This is a genomic window from Pseudomonas sp. RSB 5.4, assembly GCF_037126175.1.
Lineage (GTDB): Bacteria > Pseudomonadota > Gammaproteobacteria > Pseudomonadales > Pseudomonadaceae > Aquipseudomonas > Aquipseudomonas fluorescens_H.
This window is the reverse complement of sequence record NZ_CP146986.1, coordinates 5,219,825-5,237,799: the sequence shown is the minus strand read 5'-3', so window position 1 is coordinate 5,237,799 and position 17,975 is coordinate 5,219,825. Positions and strand designations below refer to the sequence as shown.

The following is a 17,975-nucleotide window of genomic DNA, read 5'->3' as shown; positions in this document are numbered from 1 at the left end:
TATCGACTTATCGAGAGTAGCATTGGCTTCGTACCCACTTTATCGCCCTCCCAAGGAGCAACCCATCATGAAACGCCAATTACTGCTCAGCCTTACCCTGTCGATGCTAGCCAGCACTGCTTTCGCCCTGCCCGCTGCCGATCAGGCTACCCCACAAGTGAAAGCCAGCCACTCGGTGTTCAGCCAGACTGTTGCGGCTGACGGCGGCGACCGCACTCCACAAGGTCAGACCCTGGCTGAAAACGGCCGCAATCGTCTGGAAGAAAAAGGCCTGGTACAAGATGGCTACGACAAGACTCCACAAGGTCAAGCTGTAGCAGAAGGTGGCCGTGACCGTCTCGAAGAGAAAGGTCTGGTTCAGGACGGTTCCGATCGCACTCCACTGGGCCAGGCTCTGGCCTCTGATGGCAGCGACCGCACTCCACAAGGTCAAACCCTCGCTTCCGACGGCAGCGACCGCACCCCACAAGGCCAGACCCTCGCTTCCGACGGCAGTGACCGCACTCCACAGGGCCAGACCCTCGCTGAAGGTGGTGGTGACCGTGTGATCGAACGCAACAGCGCTTTGAGCTAAGCCCATGGCGGCCTGGAAAAAAAAGCCCGATCAGCCGATTGGGCTTTTGACTTTTTCAGCCCCGGCCAATCGCAAAACCGCATTTCCCCCCATTGACTCTCCCCCGACGTTCGACGCCAGCAAAGCCGATTTGCTAGAGTGCGGCGCTTGTCCCGCTCAAGAAAACGCCTTTGCGATGCTGCCCCGCGCCGAACAGAAACAACAGACCCGCAACGCCCTGATGGACGCCGCCCGCCATTTGATGGAAAGCGGCCGAGGATTCGGCAGCTTGAGCCTGCGCGAAGTGACCAAGACCGCCGGCATCGTGCCCACCGGTTTCTACCGGCATTTCGCCGACATGGACGAGCTGGGTCTGGTGCTGGTCAGTGAAGTCGGTCAGACCTTCCGCGAAACCATCCGCCTGGTACGCCACAACGAATTCGTCATGGGCGGCATTATCGATGCGTCGGTGCGGATCTTCCTCGACGTGGTCAGCGCCAACCGTTCGCAATTCCTGTTTCTCGCCCGCGAGCAGTACGGCGGCTCGCAGCCGGTGCGCCAAGCGATTGGCCGACTGCGCGAAAACATCAGCGCCGACCTCGCGGCCGACCTGAGGCTGATGCCCAAGCTGCAGCACCTGGACGCGGCCGGGCTGAGCGTGATCGCCGACCTGATCGTCAAATCGGTGTTCGCCACCCTGCCGGACATCATCGACCCGCCCGCCGAAGCCCTGCCGGAACATCTGACGCCACAGGCAAAGATCACCCAGCAACTGCGCTTCATCTTTATCGGTCTCAAGCACTGGCAAGGGCTGGGCAGTACCGAATAACCTTTCTTTATTTGAGATCAGACCAAATCCCCTGTGGGAGCGAGCTTGCTCGCGAAGGCGTCGTGTCAGCCAACTTCCAATTCACTGGTCCACCGCCTTCGCGAGCAAGCTCGCTCCCACATTTGGTTCAGTGCCAAAGCCTCCATTTGGTGCATGTAAAAATCTTCACGCACCAAAACCTTCCAAAATTCTGCAACATCTTGAAACATCCACTACGCTCCGACAGGGATTTCCTACATCTCGGCCGGTTGGCAAGCCCCTTGCTCTAGCCCTCTCTACAAGTCCACTGCTGGAAGCTTTCCGATGCTGGTGATTCATCGCAGAATCGACCCTCAACCTGTCTGGTCCGCCGAGTTGCACCTGACCTTCGAAGCGCGGAGCAAGAGCCGCCTGCGCTGTTTCAGTGCCGATGGCGAAGACGTCGGGTTGTTTCTGGAGCGCGGTCAGGCGCCGTTATATGACGGCGAATGCCTGCAGGCCGAAGACGGCCGCATCGTTCGCGTCTGCGCCCGCCCCGAGCAACTGCTTCACGTCACCTGCGCCAACGCCTTCGAACTGACCCGCGCCGCCTATCACCTCGGTAACCGCCACGTTGCCCTGCAAGTCGGCGACGGCTGGCTGCGCCTGCTTGACGATTACGTGCTCAAGGCGATGCTCGAACAGCTCGGTGCGCAGGTCGAAGCGATTGAAGCGCCGTTCCAGCCGGAACACGGTGCCTACGGCGGCGGCCATCATCATTCGCGGCACGGCGACGAGGACTTCAACTACGCGCCGAAACTGCACCAGTTCGGCGTTCGTTTATGAACCCAGCCTGGGCGCTGTTGCGCCTGGCCAGTCCGCAACTGCCGATTGGCGGCTACAGCTATTCGCAAGGCCTGGAAATGGCGGTGGATAACGGCCGCGTGCACAACCCGGACAGTGCCCGGCGCTGGATCAGCGATCAATTGCTGCTCAACCTCGCCCGTTTCGAAGCGCCGCTGCTGCTCGCCCATTGTCAGGCCGCTGCCGACGAAAACTGGCCCGAGTTGCTGCGCATCTGCGAAACCCACCGGGCCAGCCGCGAGACCCGCGAACTGCATCTGGAGAGCCGGCAGATGGGTTACTCGCTGCAGCAGTTGCTCAACGGTTTGCCGGAACTCGACGCGCCGGCCCGCAGCTTTCTTGAGCAATGCGCGGAACCGCATCTGGCCCTCGGCTGGGCACTGGCTGGCCGCGCCTGGCAGATCAGCCCGCAGGACGCCCTCGCTGCGTGGCTGTGGAGCTGGCTGGAAAACCAGCTCGCGGTGCTGATGAAAACCCTGCCGCTGGGCCAGCAAGCCGCCCAGCGCCTGACCAGCGAATTGCTGCCGCTGCTGCAACAGGCGCAGCAGGACGCCAGCCAAATCAATCCCGAACACATTGGCAGCGCCGCGTTCGGCCTGTCCCTGGCGTGCATAGCGCATGAGCGCCAGTACAGCCGACTTTTCCGTTCCTAGGGCCTGTCATCTTGGAGAAGCACATGAACACACAACCCCTGCGCGTCGGTATCGGCGGCCCGGTCGGTTCCGGCAAAACCGCGTTGACCCTGGCCCTGTGCCTGGCGCTGCGCGACCGCTATAACCTGGCCGTCGTCACCAACGACATCTATACCCGCGAAGACGCCGACTTTCTGGTGCGCAACGAAGCGCTGGCGCCGGAGCGGATCATCGGCGTGGAGACCGGCGGCTGCCCGCACACGGCGATCCGCGAAGACGCCTCGATCAACCTCGAAGCGGTCGATCAGCTGAACCGGCGCTTTCCGGGGCTGGACCTGATTCTGGTGGAGTCCGGCGGCGACAACCTGTCGGCGACCTTCAGCCCGGAGCTGTCGGACCTGACCATCTACGTGATCGATGTTTCGGCCGGCGACAAACTGCCACGCAAGGGCGGGCCGGGGATCTGCAAGTCCGACCTGCTGGTGATCAACAAAATCGACCTGGCGCCGCTGGTCGGTGCCTCGCTGGAAATGATGGATAGCGACACCAAGCGCATGCGCAACGGTAAGCCATTCGTCTTCAGCAACCAGAAAACCGGCCAGGGCCTGGAAGACATCATCGCCTTCATCGAGCGCCAGGGCCTGCTGAACGCCGCCTGATTCAATGACCAACAAGGAAGCTTATCCATGACACTCAAACGCATTCTCGGCGCTGTGGCGCTGCTGCTGACCCCGGCCCTGGCCTTCGCCCACCCGGGCCACGGCGACAGCGGCTTGATCGCCGGCATCAGCCACCCGATCGGCGGCCTCGACCACTTGCTGGCGATGGTTGCGGTCGGCCTGTGGGCCGCGCAGCAGCAAGGCGTGGCACGCTGGGCGCTGCCCTGCACATTCGTCGGCACCATGCTGATCGGCGGCATGCTCGGTTTTGAAGGGCTGCAACTGCCGGCGCTGGAAAGCGGGATTGCGGCTTCGGTGCTGGCGCTGGGCCTGGCCGTGGCACTGGCGGTGCGTCCACCGCTGGTGATGGCGGTGGCGGCAACGGCGTTGTTTGCGCTGTTCCATGGCGTGGCGCATGGCCTGGAGCTGCCGGACATGAGCAGCCCTTGGGCGTATGCCGCCGGTTTCGTCGCGGCGACGGCGGCGCTGCATGCGGCGGGTTATGGCCTGGTGCGTGTGTTGCCTCAGGCTGCTGCACCATTGGTGCGAGTGGCGGGGGCTGCTTCGGCGGTGACCGGTGCATGGTTGCTGGCCGGCTGATCTTTATCGCCTGAACCGGCCTCTTCGCGAGCAAGCCCGCTCCCACCCTGGATTTGCGGTGTACACAAAACCTGTGGGAGCGGGCTTGCTCGCCAAGGCGGACTGACAGACACCGCGTCTCATCAGGCCGTCGCTCTGCTACCATGTCGCGCAATCGCCCCAGCCGTGACGACGTCCGCCAATGCCCCATGCTTCCCGCTCCACCTCTCTGCCCGAATTGACCGCCCTGTTCAGCGACGTGCAACAGCACTTTCTGAACGTGATCGTGCCGCTCTGGCAAGGCCCGGGCTGGAATGCCGACATGGCGCTGCCCTACGAAGCACTGGACGCCGCACATCAGCCGCTGCCGCCGCAACGCTATCGGGCGATGGCCTGCGCACGGCAGCTGTACCTGTTTTCCAGCCTGATCGGGGTTGTGGATAACGCCGAGGTGCGCGCCGCCGCGCTGTTCCGCTCGCTGCAACGGCATTTCCACGACGCCGAGCACGGCGGCTGGTTCTACAGCATCGACGCGCAAGGCAAGCCGCTGGATCAGCGCAAGGATCTCTACACCCACGCTTTCATCCTGTTCGCCTGCGCCCATTACTGGGCCAAGTCCCGCGAGCCGCTGGTGGAGTCCACACTCAACGCCGCACTGGAAGTCATCGCCCGGTGCTTCGCCACCGGTGACGGCCTCTACGAAGCGTGCCTGGACCGCGACTGGATCACCCTGCAAACCGGCCCGCTGCAAAACCCGCTGATGCACCTGGCCGAAGCGTTCCTCGCCACCCTCGCGGTACGCGAAGACGCAGCGACGCAGCAAGCGCTGGTGGAGTTATGCACAGCCATGCACAAGCAGTTCGTCGACCCGCAGCATGGCGTGCTGATGGAGAAACCGCTGGGGGCTGTGGATAACTGGTACGAGCCGGGGCATCAGTTCGAATGGTATTTCCTGCTCGAGTCTTCAGCCCTGCTGCGTGGTTCGAAACTGCATGCAGCGCTGGATCGGGCATTCGCTTTCACCGAGCAATTCGGCGTTGAACAACCTTCAGGTGCGGTGCGGGCGATGCTCGATCTGCAACTGGACGGTCGCCCGAAAGATTCGACTCAGCGGATCTGGGCTCAGGCTGAATACCTGCGCGCGCTGACCTTGCGTGCGGGCAGCGAAGCTACAGTGTTGCGCCAGCTGCAGGCGCTGCAGCAGCGTTTTCTGCACGCGGGCGGGTGGCATGAATGCCGGGATGAGCAAGGAGAGGTCAGCCGCAAGGACATGCCTTCGACGACGCCTTATCACTTGGCGACGTGCTACAGCGGGCTGGCTGAATATCTGAACTAACTGACTGAACCTATCCTGTGGCGAGGGAGCTTGCTCCCGCTTGAGTGCGCAGCACTCACAAAAATCTGGGGCCGCTTCGCAGCCCAGCGCGAGCAAGCTCGCTCGCCACAGGAGATTCAGCAGCTCTGAATCAGGCAATCCACTTCTTGTCACCGGTAAAGCTGATCGTCAACCAGCGTGCCGCATCCGGCTCGCCGAGCTGCGCCGAGATTTCCTCCCGCAACACATCCAGCTGACCTACGCTGCTCAGCGCATAATCCGCCGGCAACACCACATGAATCTCGATAAACCGCGCCCGCCCGTGCTTCTGCACGTAGGTCACGTAATCGTCGAAACCATGCTCGACCTTTGCCGCCTCCATCACTTGGCGCACCTGATCATCCAGGGTGTCCGGGGCAATACCCAGTACATCGCGCAACGCCGGGCCGAGGATCTTGAACGCCGGTGGCAACATGGTCAGCGCCAGGACGATCAGGATCAGCGGGTCGACAAACTTCGCCCACTCGTCAAAGCCCTGGGCCTTGAGCAGCAACGCGGCGAGAAAACTGATCAACAGGCCGACCGAGAGCATCGCGTCCACCAGCCAGCTGATGTTGTCGAACTGGATCAGGCTGGATTTGAGCTTGCGATTGCGCCGACGCACGTAGAAGAAGTAGGCGAACTCGACGACGGTGAACACTGCCGCATAAATGATCACCAGCCCCAGTTCGATCTCACGGCCGCCGTTGATGATGCCGAACACACCGTTGAGAAAGGCATAGATCGCGATCAACAGCAGGAAGCTGCCTTCGATCAGCAGCACCATCGGCTCCAGATGCCAGAAACCGAACTGGAAGCGGTGATTGCTCTCTTTGGCGATCAGCCGGGCGGTGATCAGCATCAGCACTTTGATGAACGTTGCGATCAGCGAGAAAAAACCATCGAAAAGGATGGATTGGGAACCTGAAACAAAACCGGTAGCGATCCCGGCAATCGACACCGCGAACATCAGGATGGTCGATTGTTTGAGCAGTGACTGCTCACCTCGGTTACTCACTTTAACTCCTCGAAAACCTTGAAAACCGCAGGGTGCGGTGGGGTTGTTGAGGAGAGAGTTTACCTTATCGGTATTTATTGCCTGTGACGGCCCCTTCGCGAGCAAGCTCGCTCCCACATGAGACCGCGATCAAATGTGGGAGCGAGCTTGCTCGCGAATGGCCTCAACGCGGTGTCAGGCCTTGTTACGCTCAATCGCAAAACCGGCCCAGGTCTGGCTCACCGGCATCAGCTCCAGGCTGTTGATGTTGATGTGTGCTGGCGCGTTGAGTACCCAGAAGATGGTCTCGGCGATGTCCTGCGGCTGGATCGGCTCGGCCCCGGCGTAGGTCGCGTTGTAGCGCTCCTGATCACCGGCAAAACGCACCAGCGAGAACTCGCTTTCGCACAGGCCGGGCTCGATGTTGCTGACGCGCACGCCAGTGCCCTGCAGGTCGCAGCGCAAGTTCAGCGAGAATTGCTTGACGAACGCCTTGGTCGCGCCATACACGTGGCTGCCCGGGTACGGGTAGTTACCGGCGATCGAGCCGAGGTTGACGATACCGGCGCCACGGCCGTGGGCGATCAAACGTGGCAACAGCAGACGGGTGCTGTACATCAGGCCTTTGACGTTGGTATCGACCATGGTGTCCCAGTCGTCGAGGTCGCATTTGGGCGCCGGATCGACGCCCAGCGCCAGCCCGGCGTTGTTGATCAGGCCACGCAGCTTGGCGAACGACGGCGGCAGATTGGCAATTGCCTCTTCCATCGCCTTGCGGTCACGCACGTCGAGCACCAGACCATGCACTTCGGTCTGCTTCGACAGTTCTGCGCACAGCGCATTGAGGCGTTCCTCACGACGACCGGTCAGCACCAGTTTCCAGCCTGCCTCGGCAAAACGACGGGCACAGGCTTCACCAAAACCGGACGTCGCGCCGGTAATAAACAGGGTGTTGGACATCGTGTTCTCCTTGCATCGACCGCCGTGCGGTCATTGGAATGGACAATCAGCAGGCAGCATGCCCGGCCCCGCTTTAACCGGCAACCACCGAATCCTGCTCATTAATTGATCAATGGCCGCCACGCCATATGCACCGTGGCCTGTAGCCATGTGCACGCATGTTATCCACAGCCCCTTCCACAGTTTCCGGGGGCAAGTGAAAAAGCGTAAAGCCGCGCCACACAAGGCTTTGCGGGCGAAATAGAAAGTTTTTTGCTTGACCCTGATCTGACAGTTGTGCCGGTGATGGCATTCTGCACGACTGCACGGTCACAGCCGTGTTTGCGCGAGGCCAGTAATCACGGTGCTCCGCGCGGTCTTTCCAGAGTTTAATCACAGACTTATCCACAAGCTTGCGCACATGGAATTGCCGATTCTGCAGCGGCCATAAAAAGGTTGACAAAGGCGTCTATCGTTATCGCAAAAGCACCTGATCAAAAAACAATCACCACGCTGCAAGCCACGGTTCCAATGGCCTGCAGACAGCTACACCCACGTTATTCACAGCCAGCTCCACAGCAAACGGGGACAAGTCGAAACTGTGGAAAAACAGCCATTTGCAGCGTCTATATGTCGCGCTTTGGCAGGTGTGGAAATTTGTTTTCCACAATTCTGAAATCTGGCGTAGATCAACTGTGGGAGCGGGCTTGCTCGCGAAGAGGGTGCGTCATCAAACACGGCGTTATCTGAAACATCCTCTTCGCGAGCAAGCCCGCTCCTACAAGGGACTTGTGCTGGACTTGAGATGTAAAAAGCCCCGGGACTTTCGTCGCGGGGCTTGTGGACAACGCATGAAGAATCAGTGCCCGCCCAGATAAGCGTTGCGCACCTCCTCATTCACCAGCAGCTCTTTACCAGTGCCAGTCAGGCGAATCTCGCCGTTGACCATTACATATGCCCGATCCGACAGCTTCAGCGCATGGTTGGCGTTCTGCTCGACGAGGAAAATGGTCATGCCGGTTTTCGCCAGTTCCCGCAGGGTGGCGAAAATCTGCTTCACTACGATCGGCGCCAGGCCCAGGCTCGGTTCATCGAGCAGCAGCAGTTTCGGCCGGCTCATCAGGGCGCGGGCAATGGCGAGCATTTGCTGCTCGCCGCCGGACATGGTCATCGCCCGCTGGGTACGACGCTCTTCGAGCCGTGGGAACAGCTCGAACATGCGCTGCATGTCCTCCTTGGCGTACTTGTCGCCAATCGGGATGGTGCCCATCAGCAGGTTCTCCTCGACGGTCATGTCGGGGAACACCCGCCGCCCTTCCGGCGACTGCGCGATGCCGTTGGAGGCGATGTAGTGCGAGGACTTATGGGTGATGTCGACGCCTTGATAGAGGATCTGCCCGCCCGCCGCGCGCGGCTGGCCGAAGATCGACATCAGCAGCGTCGATTTACCCGCGCCGTTGGAGCCGATCAGGCTGACGGTCTCGCCTTCGTTGATCTGCAGCGACACGCCTTTGAGGGCCTGGATCGGGCCGTAGAACACGTCCAGGTCTTTCAGTTCGAGGATCGGTTTGCTCATACCAGCTCCTCTTCGTCGGCGCCCAGGTAGGCGGCAATCACTTTTGGATCATGGCGGATCGCGTCAGGCCCGCCTTCGGCGATGACCACGCCGTGATCCAGCACCACGATGTGGTCGGAAATGCTCATGACCATGCCCATGTCGTGTTCGATCAGCACCACGGTCAGATCATGCTCGTCGCGCAGCAGCCGGATCATCGCGCTCAGCGCTTCGGTTTCCTGAGGGTTGAGGCCGGCGGCCGGTTCGTCGAGGCAGATGATCTGCGGCCGCGTGCACATGGCCCGGGCGATCTCCAGACGGCGTTGCTGGCCGTAGGACAGTTCACCGGCCAGACGGTTGGCGCAGTCCACCAGATCGACCACTTCCAGCCAGTAGAACGCGCAGTCCAGCGCATCGCTTTCGGCCTTGCGGTAACCCTTGGTGTTGAGGATGCCGGCGAGCATGTTGCGGTTGACCCACATGTGCTGCGCCACCAACAGGTTTTCCAGCACCGACATTTCCTTGAACAGGCGAATGTTCTGGAACGTCCGGGCCAGGCCGGCGCGGTTCACCAGGTGCGTACCGCCGAACATCTTGTAGTACAGGCGACTGAGGAAGCTTTTCGGCGACACGAAATCAGTCGGCTTGAACGATTCGCCCAGCAGCTGGATCACGTTGGTCTGCTTGCCGCGCACGTTGAGTTCGATCTTGCCGCCGGAGGCCTTGTAGAACCCGGTCAGGCAGTTGAACACCGTGGTCTTGCCGGCGCCGTTGGGGCCGATCAGGGCGAAGATCGAGTTGCGTTTGACCTTGAGGCTGACATCGCTCAAGGCCTTGATGCCACCGAAGTGCATCATCAGTTTTTCCACAGAGAGTACGACTTCACTCATGGCGCAGTCCTCTCATAGTGAATGGCACCTTTGCGTGGAGTGACCCCGGTACGGCTGATGCGGATCAGCCCGCGTGGTCGCCAGATCATCATCAACACCATCAGGATGCCGAACAGCAGCACGCGGTATTCGGCGAAGCCGCGCAGCAGTTCCGGGGCAACCGTCAGCACGAACGCTGCAATCACCACGCCGATGGTCGAGCCCATGCCGCCGAGCACGACGATGGCGAGGATCAGTGCCGATTCGAAGAAGGTGAACGAGGTCGGGTTGACGAAGCCCTGGTAGGTGGCGAAAAACACCCCGGCCAGGCCTGCAGTCGATGCACCGATGGTGAACGCCGAGAGCTTGACCAATACGTGGTTCAGGCCCATCGAGCGGCAGGCGATTTCATCTTCGCGCAGGGCTTCCCAGGCGCGACCCACCGGCATTTTCACCAGACGATGCTTGATGTACAGCACGGCCAGCACCACCAGGAACAACACCGCGTAGATGAAGTAATACTTCACGTCCGGGTTGTAGGCGATGCCGAAAAACTCATGGAACGGCACCCCACCATCCTTGGCCCGTTTGCCGAATTCCAGACCAAAGAACGTCGGCAGTGGCGCCGGCATCCCGTTCGGACCGCCGGTCAGCGACAGCCAGTTGTTGAGGATCAGGCGGATGATTTCACCGAAGCCCAGGGTCACGATCGCCAGATAGTCACCGTGCAGACGCAGCACCGGGAAACCGAGGATGCAGCCGGCCAAGCCCGCGGTGATCGCCGCCAGTGGCAGCACGGTCCAGAAGCCCAGCCCGAGGTATTGATAACCCAGCGCCAGACCGTAGGCACCGATGGCGTAGAACGCCACGTAACCGAGGTCGAGCAGGCCGGCCAGACCGACCACGATGTTCAGCCCCAGCCCCAGCAGCACGTAGATCAACCCGAGGATGACCACGCCCAGCAGGTACGAGTTGGAGACAAACGGCACGATGACCGCGAGCACAATCAGCAGCGGGATGATCCAGCGCAGCGAGGATTTATGATCGGCAGGCAGTACGTGTACACCGGAACCGGTGCTCTCGAATCCGTCGAGAATCTTCAGGCCCCTGGGCGTCTGCAGAAACAGACTCAAGACAAAACGGCCAATCATCACGATGCCGATAAGCCACGCGACGCGGGTCGGCTCAAGATTGAAGCTGTAGCCTTCGAGCACGACGCCGACAATCGGGCCGAACACGATCAGGGCAATGAGGCCGGCCAGAATCGCCTCAACCAGACTTTTTTTGATATCGATGGATTTTTGGGTGGTTGAAGACATCGCTTACACCTTCGACACAAGAGGACGGCCCAACAGACCCTGAGGCCGGAAGACCAGAACAAGTACGAGCAGCGAGAAGCTGAACACGTCTTTGTAGTCGGAGTTGACCAGGCCCGAGAACAGCGACTCGGAGATCCCGAGAATGATCCCGCCGAGCATCGCGCCGGGCAGTGAGCCGATCCCGCCAAGCACGGCGGCGGTGAACGCCTTGATGCCGATGACGAAGCCTGCGTAGAAGTCGAACGTGCCGTAGTTCATGGTGATCAGCACGCCGGCCAGGGCCGCCATCGCTGCACCGATGATGAACACGTAGGAAATCACCCGGTCGGTGTTGATCCCGAGAATCGAAGCCATCTTGCGGTCTTGCTGGGTGGCGCGGCACATGCGGCCGAGCTTGGTGTACTTGATCACGTAGGTCAGCAGGCCCATGCCGACGAACGCGGCGACCAGAATGAACACCTTGGTGTAGGTGAGCTGGACGAAACCTGTGCCGACGTCGATGCGCCAGGCACCGGTGAGCAGCGTCGGAACACCCTGTTGGCGGGCGCCCTGGCTGATCTGGGCATAGTTTTGCAGGATCAGGGAGATGCCGATGGCACTGATCAGTGGTGCCAGTCGGGTGGAGTTGCGCAGAGGTTTGTAGGCGACGCGTTCGATTACCCAGCCATAGACGCCGGTGACGACGATGGTGAAGACCAGCGTGCCGAGCATCAACAGCGGGAAGGATTCGATACCGAAGTAAGCCAGCAGAGCCAGACTGATTGCCGCGAGGTAAGCGGAAATCATGTAAACCTCGCCGTGGGCGAAGTTGATCATGCCGATGATGCCGTAGACCATTGTGTAGCCGATGGCGATCAGGCCATAGACCGACCCGAGGGTCAGGCCGTTGACCAGTTGCTGCAGGAAAATACCATCCATAACGCAATCTCACGCAATGAGAACCTGCCCACAGGAGCGGGCGGTTCTTCTAGGAAAAATACAGATTTACGTCGGAGCAATGCAGACACGTTCCCCCCAACACCATCGCCTCCTGTGGGAGCGGGCTTGCTCGCGAATGCGGTGTATCAGCTACCGTTGATGGCGACTGACACCCCGCATTCGCGAGCAAGCCCGCTCCCACAGGGGTTCATGGTGTTCGGATGATCGCGTCAGCCCTTACTTCTGTTTTTCCAGCTGATGGTATTTGCCGCTCGCGTCCCACTGGTAAACCACGTAGTCGGACACTTTCAGGTCGCCTTTCTTGTCCCAGGACTTCTCGCCCATGACGGTTTTCACCGGGTTGGCCTTCAGCCACTCGGCGGCTTTTTCGCCACTGTTGGACTTGGCGCCATTGAAACCGGCCGCCAGGGCCTGAATCGAAGCGTAGGCGTACAGGGTGTAGCCTTCAGGTTCAGTCCCGGCCTTGCGGAACTGCTCGACCACGGCCTTGCTTTCCGGCAGCAGGCGCGGGTCGGCGCCGAAAGTCATCAGCACGCCGTCGACGTATTGCGGGCCACCGGCGGTGGTCACCAGTTCGTCGGTAACGATGCCGTCGTCAGACATGAACTTCACGTCTTTCAGGCCTTCGGTGCGCAGTTGCTTGACCAGTGGGCCGGCTTCCGGATGCAGACCGCCGAAGTACACGACGTCGGCGCCAGCGGCGCGGATCTTGGTGACCAGGGCGCTGAAGTCTTTCTCGCCACGGGTCAGGCCTTCGTAAATCACCGGGGTCACGCCGCGCTTGATCAACTGAGCCTTGGTCGCATCGGCCAGACCTTGACCGTAGGTGTCCTTGTCGTGGATCACCGCGACTTTCTTGCCCTTGAGCACGTCGACGATGTAGTCGCCAGCGACAATGCCTTGCTGGTCGTCACGCCCGCACATACGGAACATCGCGCTCAGACCGCGCTCGGTCACCTGCGGGTTGGTGGAACCCGGGGTGATCGCGATAACGCCAGCTTCGTCGTAGATTTCCGAGGCTGGAATGGTGGAGGAAGAGCAGAAGTGACCGACCACGCCGGCAACTTTCTGGTTGACCAGGTCCTTGGCAACCGTCACCGCCTGCTTCGGTTCGCAGGCGTCATCGCCCTTGACCAGTACGATTTTCTCGCCGTTGACGCCGCCCGCCGCGTTGACCGCGTCCGCCGCTGCCTGTGCACCCTTCATGTACTGCTCGCCAAATGCCGCGTTGGCGCCAGTCATTGGACCCGCTACACCGATTTTCACATCAGCTTGAGCAAACGCAGAAACACCCAACGCAGTAGCCACTGCGAGGGCCAGAAAGCCTTTCTTGTAAAACGTCTGGGACATGAGGTGGTGCTCCAAGGTTTTTTTTAGTTGGCACTGCGACTTCACTTCACTGAATGCCCTGAGCAAGCGCCGTGCCATCGGTTTTTTATTCTTCAAAAAGTCGCTGCTTTCTTGTTATTTCGACTGTTTCGTTCCCATTTTCATTGGGCGTGCAACCGTCTAAACCGCGGAAGGTGAAACCTTTTTAAATCTGAGGCGCAACCCGCTTGCGCCATCATTGCAACCGCGGCACCAAACGACGTGCAACCAGCCTGTAACAGCTCGCGTCACCGAACTGCACACTGCTGGTGCGGGACTGCTACAACCCGCACCATTACAGGCTAGTCGCTGCATCGAAAAGCGCCGCTTCCGGCAACATATTTCAACACTCAGATGACGATGCGCAGGCACTGGCCCGCGTGATACAGCGAGAACCCGGCTTCGTACAGGCAACTGCGCAGGCCGACACCGGCCAGGGGCTGCATCGGTGCGAAGGGGATCGGCAGGGCTTGAGGATTTCCGTTACACAGGTAGTCGGCGAAGGCTTTGCCGACCACGGTGCCGGTGGTCACGCCACGGCCGTTGTAACCGGTGACGGCCACCAGTCCGGGTGCCGGCTCGAACAGCCGCATCAGATGATCGGGGGTGAAGGCGATACGCCCGGTCCAGGTGCATTCCCATTCCACCGGTTTCAGGTTGGGGAAGTAATGTTGCTGCACGCGGTCGGCCCAGGCTTTGAGGAACCATGTCGGTTTCTGATTGCCGTTGCCCAGGCTGCCGAGCAACAACCGGCCGTCCTTGTCGCGGCGAATGCTGCTCAGCACCTGCCGCGTGTCCCACGAGCCCTGCCCGCCGGGGAGGATGTCATGGGCCGCGTCTTCGGTCAGCGGCACCGAAGCGACCTGATAGTAGTAACCGGGGAAGAAATTGCGCTTGAGTTCGGTCCAGTCGCCTTCGGTGTAGGCGTTGGAGGCGATCACCACTTGCTCGGCGAGCACCGAACCGTGCTCGGTCTGCACCGACCATTGCTGGCCCACGCGCTCAAGACGGGTCACTGGCGAGTGATCGAACATCTGCCCGCCCAGGCCCTTCACCGCGTTGGCCAGGCCGGTGACATAGGCCATCGGGTTGAGCGTACCGGCGCGGCGATCAAGCAGTGCGGCGGCGATCTTCTGGGTGCCGGTGGCTTGCTCGCAGGCCTTGCCGGTGAGCAACTCGACCGGCGCCCCGCGGCGCTTCCATTGTTGCTCGCGACTGCGCAGATCCGCCTCGCCCTTGGCGTTGTGCGCCATGTGCAGGGTGCCTTCGCGGCGCAACTGGCAATCGATGTTGTATTTATCCACAAGGCTGAACACCAGCGCTGGCGCCGTCCCGAGCATGCGGTTGAGCTGGCTGCCGACCGCTTCGCCGAATCCGGCTTCGATCTCGTCCGGCGGGATCCACATGCCGGCGTTGACCAGCCCGACGTTGCGTCCGGAGCCGCCATGCCCGGCGCGATGCGCTTCGAGCACGCAGACGCTTTTGCCCTTCTCCAACAGATGCAGCGCCGCCGACAACCCGGTAAACCCGGCGCCGATCACGCAGACATCGACTTTGACCTCGCCCCGTAGCGCGGTGTTATCCGGGCGTTGCGGCGTGAGTTTTTCCCACAGACATTCTTCGCGTAACGGCATTGCCAGACTCCAACAGAAACCTGCCAAACACACTGCTGATCCTGTGGGATAAAGCCCTGTGGCGAGGGGATTTATCCCCGATCGGTTGCATAGCAACCGTAAAACCAGTGCATGCGGTGTATCTGAAACTCCGCGATTGCATGTTTTGGGGCCGCTGCGCAGCCCATCGGGGATAAATCCCCTCACCACAAAAGCCCGCTCCCACAGGGGATCTGCTTCATTCCAAACTCAGTCGAAGGTGATGCCCTGCGCCAGCGGCAGCTCCAGCGAGTAGTTCACGGTATTGGTCTGGCGGCGCATGTACGCGCGCCAGGCGTCGGAGCCCGACTCACGACCGCCACCGGTCTCCTTCTCGCCACCAAACGCGCCGCCGATTTCCGCGCCGCTCGGGCCGATGTTGACGTTGGCGATGCCACAGTCGCTGCCGACCGCCGACATGAATTGCTCGGCCTCGCGCACGTCGGTGGTGAAGATGCACGACGACAGGCCTTGCGGCACCGCATTGTTCAGGCGCAGCGCTTCCTGGAAGTCGCTGTAGCCGACCACGTAGAGGATCGGCGCAAAGGTTTCGCTGCAGACCACGTCGCTCTGCTCCGGCATTTCGACGATGGCCGGCGACACGTAGTAGGCGTTGGGGAACTGCTCTTCCAACTGACGCTTGCCGCCGAACACCCGGCCACCCTCGCTCAGCGCCTGCTCCAGCGCGTCCTGCATGTTTTCGAAGCTGTGTTTGTCGATCAGCGGGCCGACCAGATTGCCTTCCAGCGGATGGCCGATGCGCACTTTGGCGTACGCGGCTTTGAGGCGGGTGACGATTTCTTCCTTCACCGACTCATGAGCGATCAGGCGACGCAATGTGGTGCAACGCTGCCCGGCGGTGCCGACCGCACTGAACAGAATGGCGCGCACGGCCATGTCCAGATCGGCGCTCGGGCCGAGGATCATCGCGTTGTTGCCGCCCAGTTCGAGGATGCTGCGGGCGAAACGCGCGGCGACTTTCGGCGCCACTTCGCGGCCCATGCGGGTGCTGCCGGTGGCGCTGATCAGCGCCACACGCGGGTCATCCACCAGCGCTTCGCCGGCATCACGGCCACCGATGATCACCTGGCACAGGTGCGCCGGCGCATCGCTGAAATTCTTCACCACACGGTCGAACAGCGCCTGACAGGCCAGTGCGGTCAGCGGGGTTTTCTCCGACGGTTTCCACACCACCGGGTTGCCGCAGACCAGCGCCAGCGTGGTGTTCCACGCCCACACCGCGACCGGGAAGTTGAACGCACTGATCACACCGACCACGCCCAGCGGATGCCAGGTTTCACGCATGTGGTGGCCCGGACGTTCGGAAGCGATGGTCAAGCCGTACAACTGACGGGACAGACCGACGGCGAAATCGCAGATGTCGATCATCTCCTGCACTTCACCAAGGCCTTCCTGAGTAATCTTGCCCGCCTCCCACGACACCAGTTCGCCGAGATCAGCCTTGTACTCGCGCAGCACTTCGCCGAACTGACGCACCAGCTCGCCGCGGCGCGGCGCTGGCACCTTGCGCCATTGCTCGAAAGCATGATCTGCGCGACTGATGTGCTGCTCGACTTCGGCCGGGCCTTCCCAGTTCACGGCGGCGATGCGGCTGCCGTCGATGGGCGAATGCACCGGCACTTTGCCGTTCTGGTACAGGGCCGGGTTCACACCAAGACGATCAAGCAATGCGGCAACCATGGGTCACTCCTCAAGCGAAAAACTGAATGTGTGCGGACGCATTGTCGCGACCGGGCAGGCCTTTAGTTGTAGCGTCAGTACGGCGAGGCAACAAACGACCTTTACGCGAGATATCATTCCGTTTATTCATGCTGCGCATAGAAAGACAAGAAAAAGGGATCACCCATGCTGAACAAACGCCACTTGCCGTCGATCACCGCGTTGCAGTGCTTCGAAGCCGTGACCCGGCACCTGAGCTTCACCCGGGCCGCCGAAGAACTGAACCTGACCCAGAGCGCCGTCAGCAAACAGGTCGCGCAGCTTGAGGAATTGTTGCAGCACTTGTTGTTCCGCCGGGTGCGTCGGCGTTTGCAGATGACCCCGGCCGGAGATTTGTACCTGGTGGAAGTCCGAAAAATCCTCACCCAGGTGGAAATGTCCACGCATTACCTGCGTTCCTACGGCGGCGAGACCGAAGTCCTGCGCGTATCTACGCCTTCGACCTTCGGCGCACGCTGGCTGGTACCGCGCCTGAAAGGCTGGCGTCTGCGCCATCCGTCGATCCATCTCGATCTGTGCAACGAGCAGGAGGCCGACGATTTGCTGCAGGGGCGCAGCGATCTGGCGTTCTATTTCGGTCAGGGCTCACGCCCCGGCACCGAGTGCCTGAAGCTGTTCGGCGAAGAGCTGGTGCCGGTCTGCGCACCCGGCAGCCTGCCCGATACGCCCTTCACCGACCCGACGCAACTGACCGATCTGGTGCTGCTGCAAAACGCCTCGCGCCCACAGGCCTGGCACGACTGGTTCGACAGTCAGGGTTACCACACCGAACACAGTTACCACGGGCCGCGCTTCGAAACCTTTTACATGTGCATCCGCGCCGCTCAGGTCGGCTGCGGTGTGGCGCTGCTGCCACGGTTTCTGGTGGAAGAGGAATTGGCCGACGGCAAACTGGTCATTCCCTGGCAGCATGCAATGCCCAGTTCCGACGCCTACTACCTGGCCTACCCGGAACACGCGGCGGAAGTGCCGAAGGTGCGGGATTTTGTGAAGTGGATGCTGGAGCAGATTGATAGTCCGGACCTGACGCCGATATAGAGTTTTCAACAACCCTGTGGGAGCGGGCTTGCTCGCGAATGCGGTGGGCCAGTCAATTCAAATGTGACTGATGCACCGCATTCGCGAGCAAGCCCGCTCCCACAGGTGATCTCGGCGCTCTTAAAAAATGC

At 61.0% G+C, this 17,975-nt stretch carries 17 protein-coding genes and 1 pseudogene; 8 read left to right on the top strand and 10 right to left on the bottom strand.

The features are described from left to right. The first annotated feature begins 67 nt into the window (after window positions 1-67). The 7 genes from V9L13_RS23630 to V9L13_RS23600 all read left to right on the top strand — a co-directional run bounded on the left by V9L13_RS23630 (window position 68) and on the right by V9L13_RS23600 (window position 5,410). Window positions 68-574, top strand: coding sequence for a hypothetical protein (locus tag V9L13_RS23630; RefSeq protein ID WP_338800664.1), 507 nt, complete (start codon window positions 68-70; stop codon window positions 572-574). A gap of 175 nt (window positions 575-749) precedes the next feature. Further along, window positions 750-1,382: a TetR family transcriptional regulator gene (locus V9L13_RS23625; RefSeq protein WP_045122272.1), complete on the top strand. Its 633-nt coding sequence runs from the start codon at window positions 750-752 to the stop codon at window positions 1,380-1,382. Window positions 1,383-1,685: 303 nt separating this feature from the next. Continuing rightward, window positions 1,686-2,186: an urease accessory protein UreE gene (ureE, locus tag V9L13_RS23620; protein WP_003221180.1), complete on the top strand. Its 501-nt coding sequence runs from the start codon at window positions 1,686-1,688 to the stop codon at window positions 2,184-2,186. Continuing rightward, on the top strand, window positions 2,183-2,857 hold the full coding sequence (locus V9L13_RS23615) for an urease accessory protein UreF (protein WP_338800663.1): 675 nt from the start codon (window positions 2,183-2,185) through the stop codon (window positions 2,855-2,857). The genes ureE and V9L13_RS23615 overlap by 4 nt, the downstream gene beginning before the upstream one ends. A 23-nt stretch (window positions 2,858-2,880) precedes the next feature. Further along, a complete protein-coding gene (gene ureG / locus V9L13_RS23610) occupies window positions 2,881-3,495 on the top strand; it encodes an urease accessory protein UreG (protein WP_003221176.1) in 615 nt (204 codons plus the stop codon). Between the two features lie 27 nt (window positions 3,496-3,522). Continuing rightward, window positions 3,523-4,095, top strand: a complete 573-nt coding sequence (locus tag V9L13_RS23605; protein ID WP_338800662.1) for a HupE/UreJ family protein — start codon at window positions 3,523-3,525, stop codon at window positions 4,093-4,095. Window positions 4,096-4,276: 181 nt separating this feature from the next. Next, window positions 4,277-5,410: an AGE family epimerase/isomerase gene (locus V9L13_RS23600; RefSeq protein ID WP_338800661.1), complete on the top strand. Its 1,134-nt coding sequence runs from the start codon at window positions 4,277-4,279 to the stop codon at window positions 5,408-5,410. Window positions 5,411-5,540: 130 nt separating this feature from the next. Here V9L13_RS23600 and V9L13_RS23595 read toward each other — a convergent pair whose 3' ends face one another. From V9L13_RS23595 to V9L13_RS23550, 10 genes and pseudogenes are all read right to left on the bottom strand, one after another. Next, window positions 5,541-6,446 (bottom strand): cation diffusion facilitator family transporter, encoded by a 906-nt coding sequence (locus V9L13_RS23595; protein ID WP_338800660.1) that lies wholly within the window; start codon window positions 6,444-6,446, stop codon window positions 5,541-5,543. A 174-nt stretch (window positions 6,447-6,620) separates the two neighbouring features. Beyond that, window positions 6,621-7,385 (bottom strand): SDR family oxidoreductase, encoded by a 765-nt coding sequence (locus V9L13_RS23590; protein ID WP_003221168.1) that lies wholly within the window; start codon window positions 7,383-7,385, stop codon window positions 6,621-6,623. Window positions 7,386-8,223: 838 nt separating this feature from the next. Further along, window positions 8,224-8,940, bottom strand: a complete 717-nt coding sequence (locus tag V9L13_RS23585; RefSeq protein WP_047600666.1) for an ABC transporter ATP-binding protein — start codon at window positions 8,938-8,940, stop codon at window positions 8,224-8,226. After that, window positions 8,937-9,809: an ATP-binding cassette domain-containing protein gene (locus tag V9L13_RS23580; protein WP_103485078.1), complete on the bottom strand. Its 873-nt coding sequence runs from the start codon at window positions 9,807-9,809 to the stop codon at window positions 8,937-8,939. The genes V9L13_RS23585 and V9L13_RS23580 overlap by 4 nt, the downstream gene beginning before the upstream one ends. Continuing rightward, on the bottom strand, window positions 9,806-11,107 hold the full coding sequence (gene livM, locus V9L13_RS23575; protein ID WP_103522327.1) for a high-affinity branched-chain amino acid ABC transporter permease LivM: 1,302 nt from the start codon (window positions 11,105-11,107) through the stop codon (window positions 9,806-9,808). Before livM ends, V9L13_RS23580 begins: the two co-directional genes overlap by 4 nt. Before the next feature lie 3 nt (window positions 11,108-11,110). Next, on the bottom strand, window positions 11,111-12,025 hold the full coding sequence (locus tag V9L13_RS23570) for a branched-chain amino acid ABC transporter permease (protein ID WP_003221160.1): 915 nt from the start codon (window positions 12,023-12,025) through the stop codon (window positions 11,111-11,113). Between the two features lie 112 nt (window positions 12,026-12,137). Next, window positions 12,138-12,227, bottom strand: a pseudogene (locus V9L13_RS23565) (metal ABC transporter ATP-binding protein); the annotation flags it as partial. 35 nt (window positions 12,228-12,262) lie between these two features. Continuing rightward, on the bottom strand, window positions 12,263-13,396 hold the full coding sequence (locus tag V9L13_RS23560; protein ID WP_003221158.1) for a branched-chain amino acid ABC transporter substrate-binding protein: 1,134 nt from the start codon (window positions 13,394-13,396) through the stop codon (window positions 12,263-12,265). 368 nt (window positions 13,397-13,764) lie between these two features. Next, window positions 13,765-15,048 carry an FAD-binding oxidoreductase gene (locus V9L13_RS23555; protein ID WP_338800659.1) on the bottom strand — a complete coding sequence of 428 codons (1,284 nt, stop codon included), beginning with the start codon at window positions 15,046-15,048 and terminating at the stop codon, window positions 13,765-13,767. 228 nt (window positions 15,049-15,276) lie between these two features. After that, the gene (locus V9L13_RS23550) at window positions 15,277-16,767 is read right to left on the bottom strand and encodes an aldehyde dehydrogenase family protein (protein WP_123589212.1); all 1,491 of its coding nucleotides are present in this window, start codon (window positions 16,765-16,767) and stop codon (window positions 15,277-15,279) included. A 165-nt stretch (window positions 16,768-16,932) separates the two neighbouring features. Here V9L13_RS23550 and V9L13_RS23545 point away from each other — a divergent pair, with 165 nt between their 5' ends. Next, on the top strand, window positions 16,933-17,844 hold the full coding sequence (locus V9L13_RS23545) for a LysR family transcriptional regulator (protein WP_103521211.1): 912 nt from the start codon (window positions 16,933-16,935) through the stop codon (window positions 17,842-17,844). The last annotated feature ends 131 nt before the right edge of the window (window positions 17,845-17,975 follow it).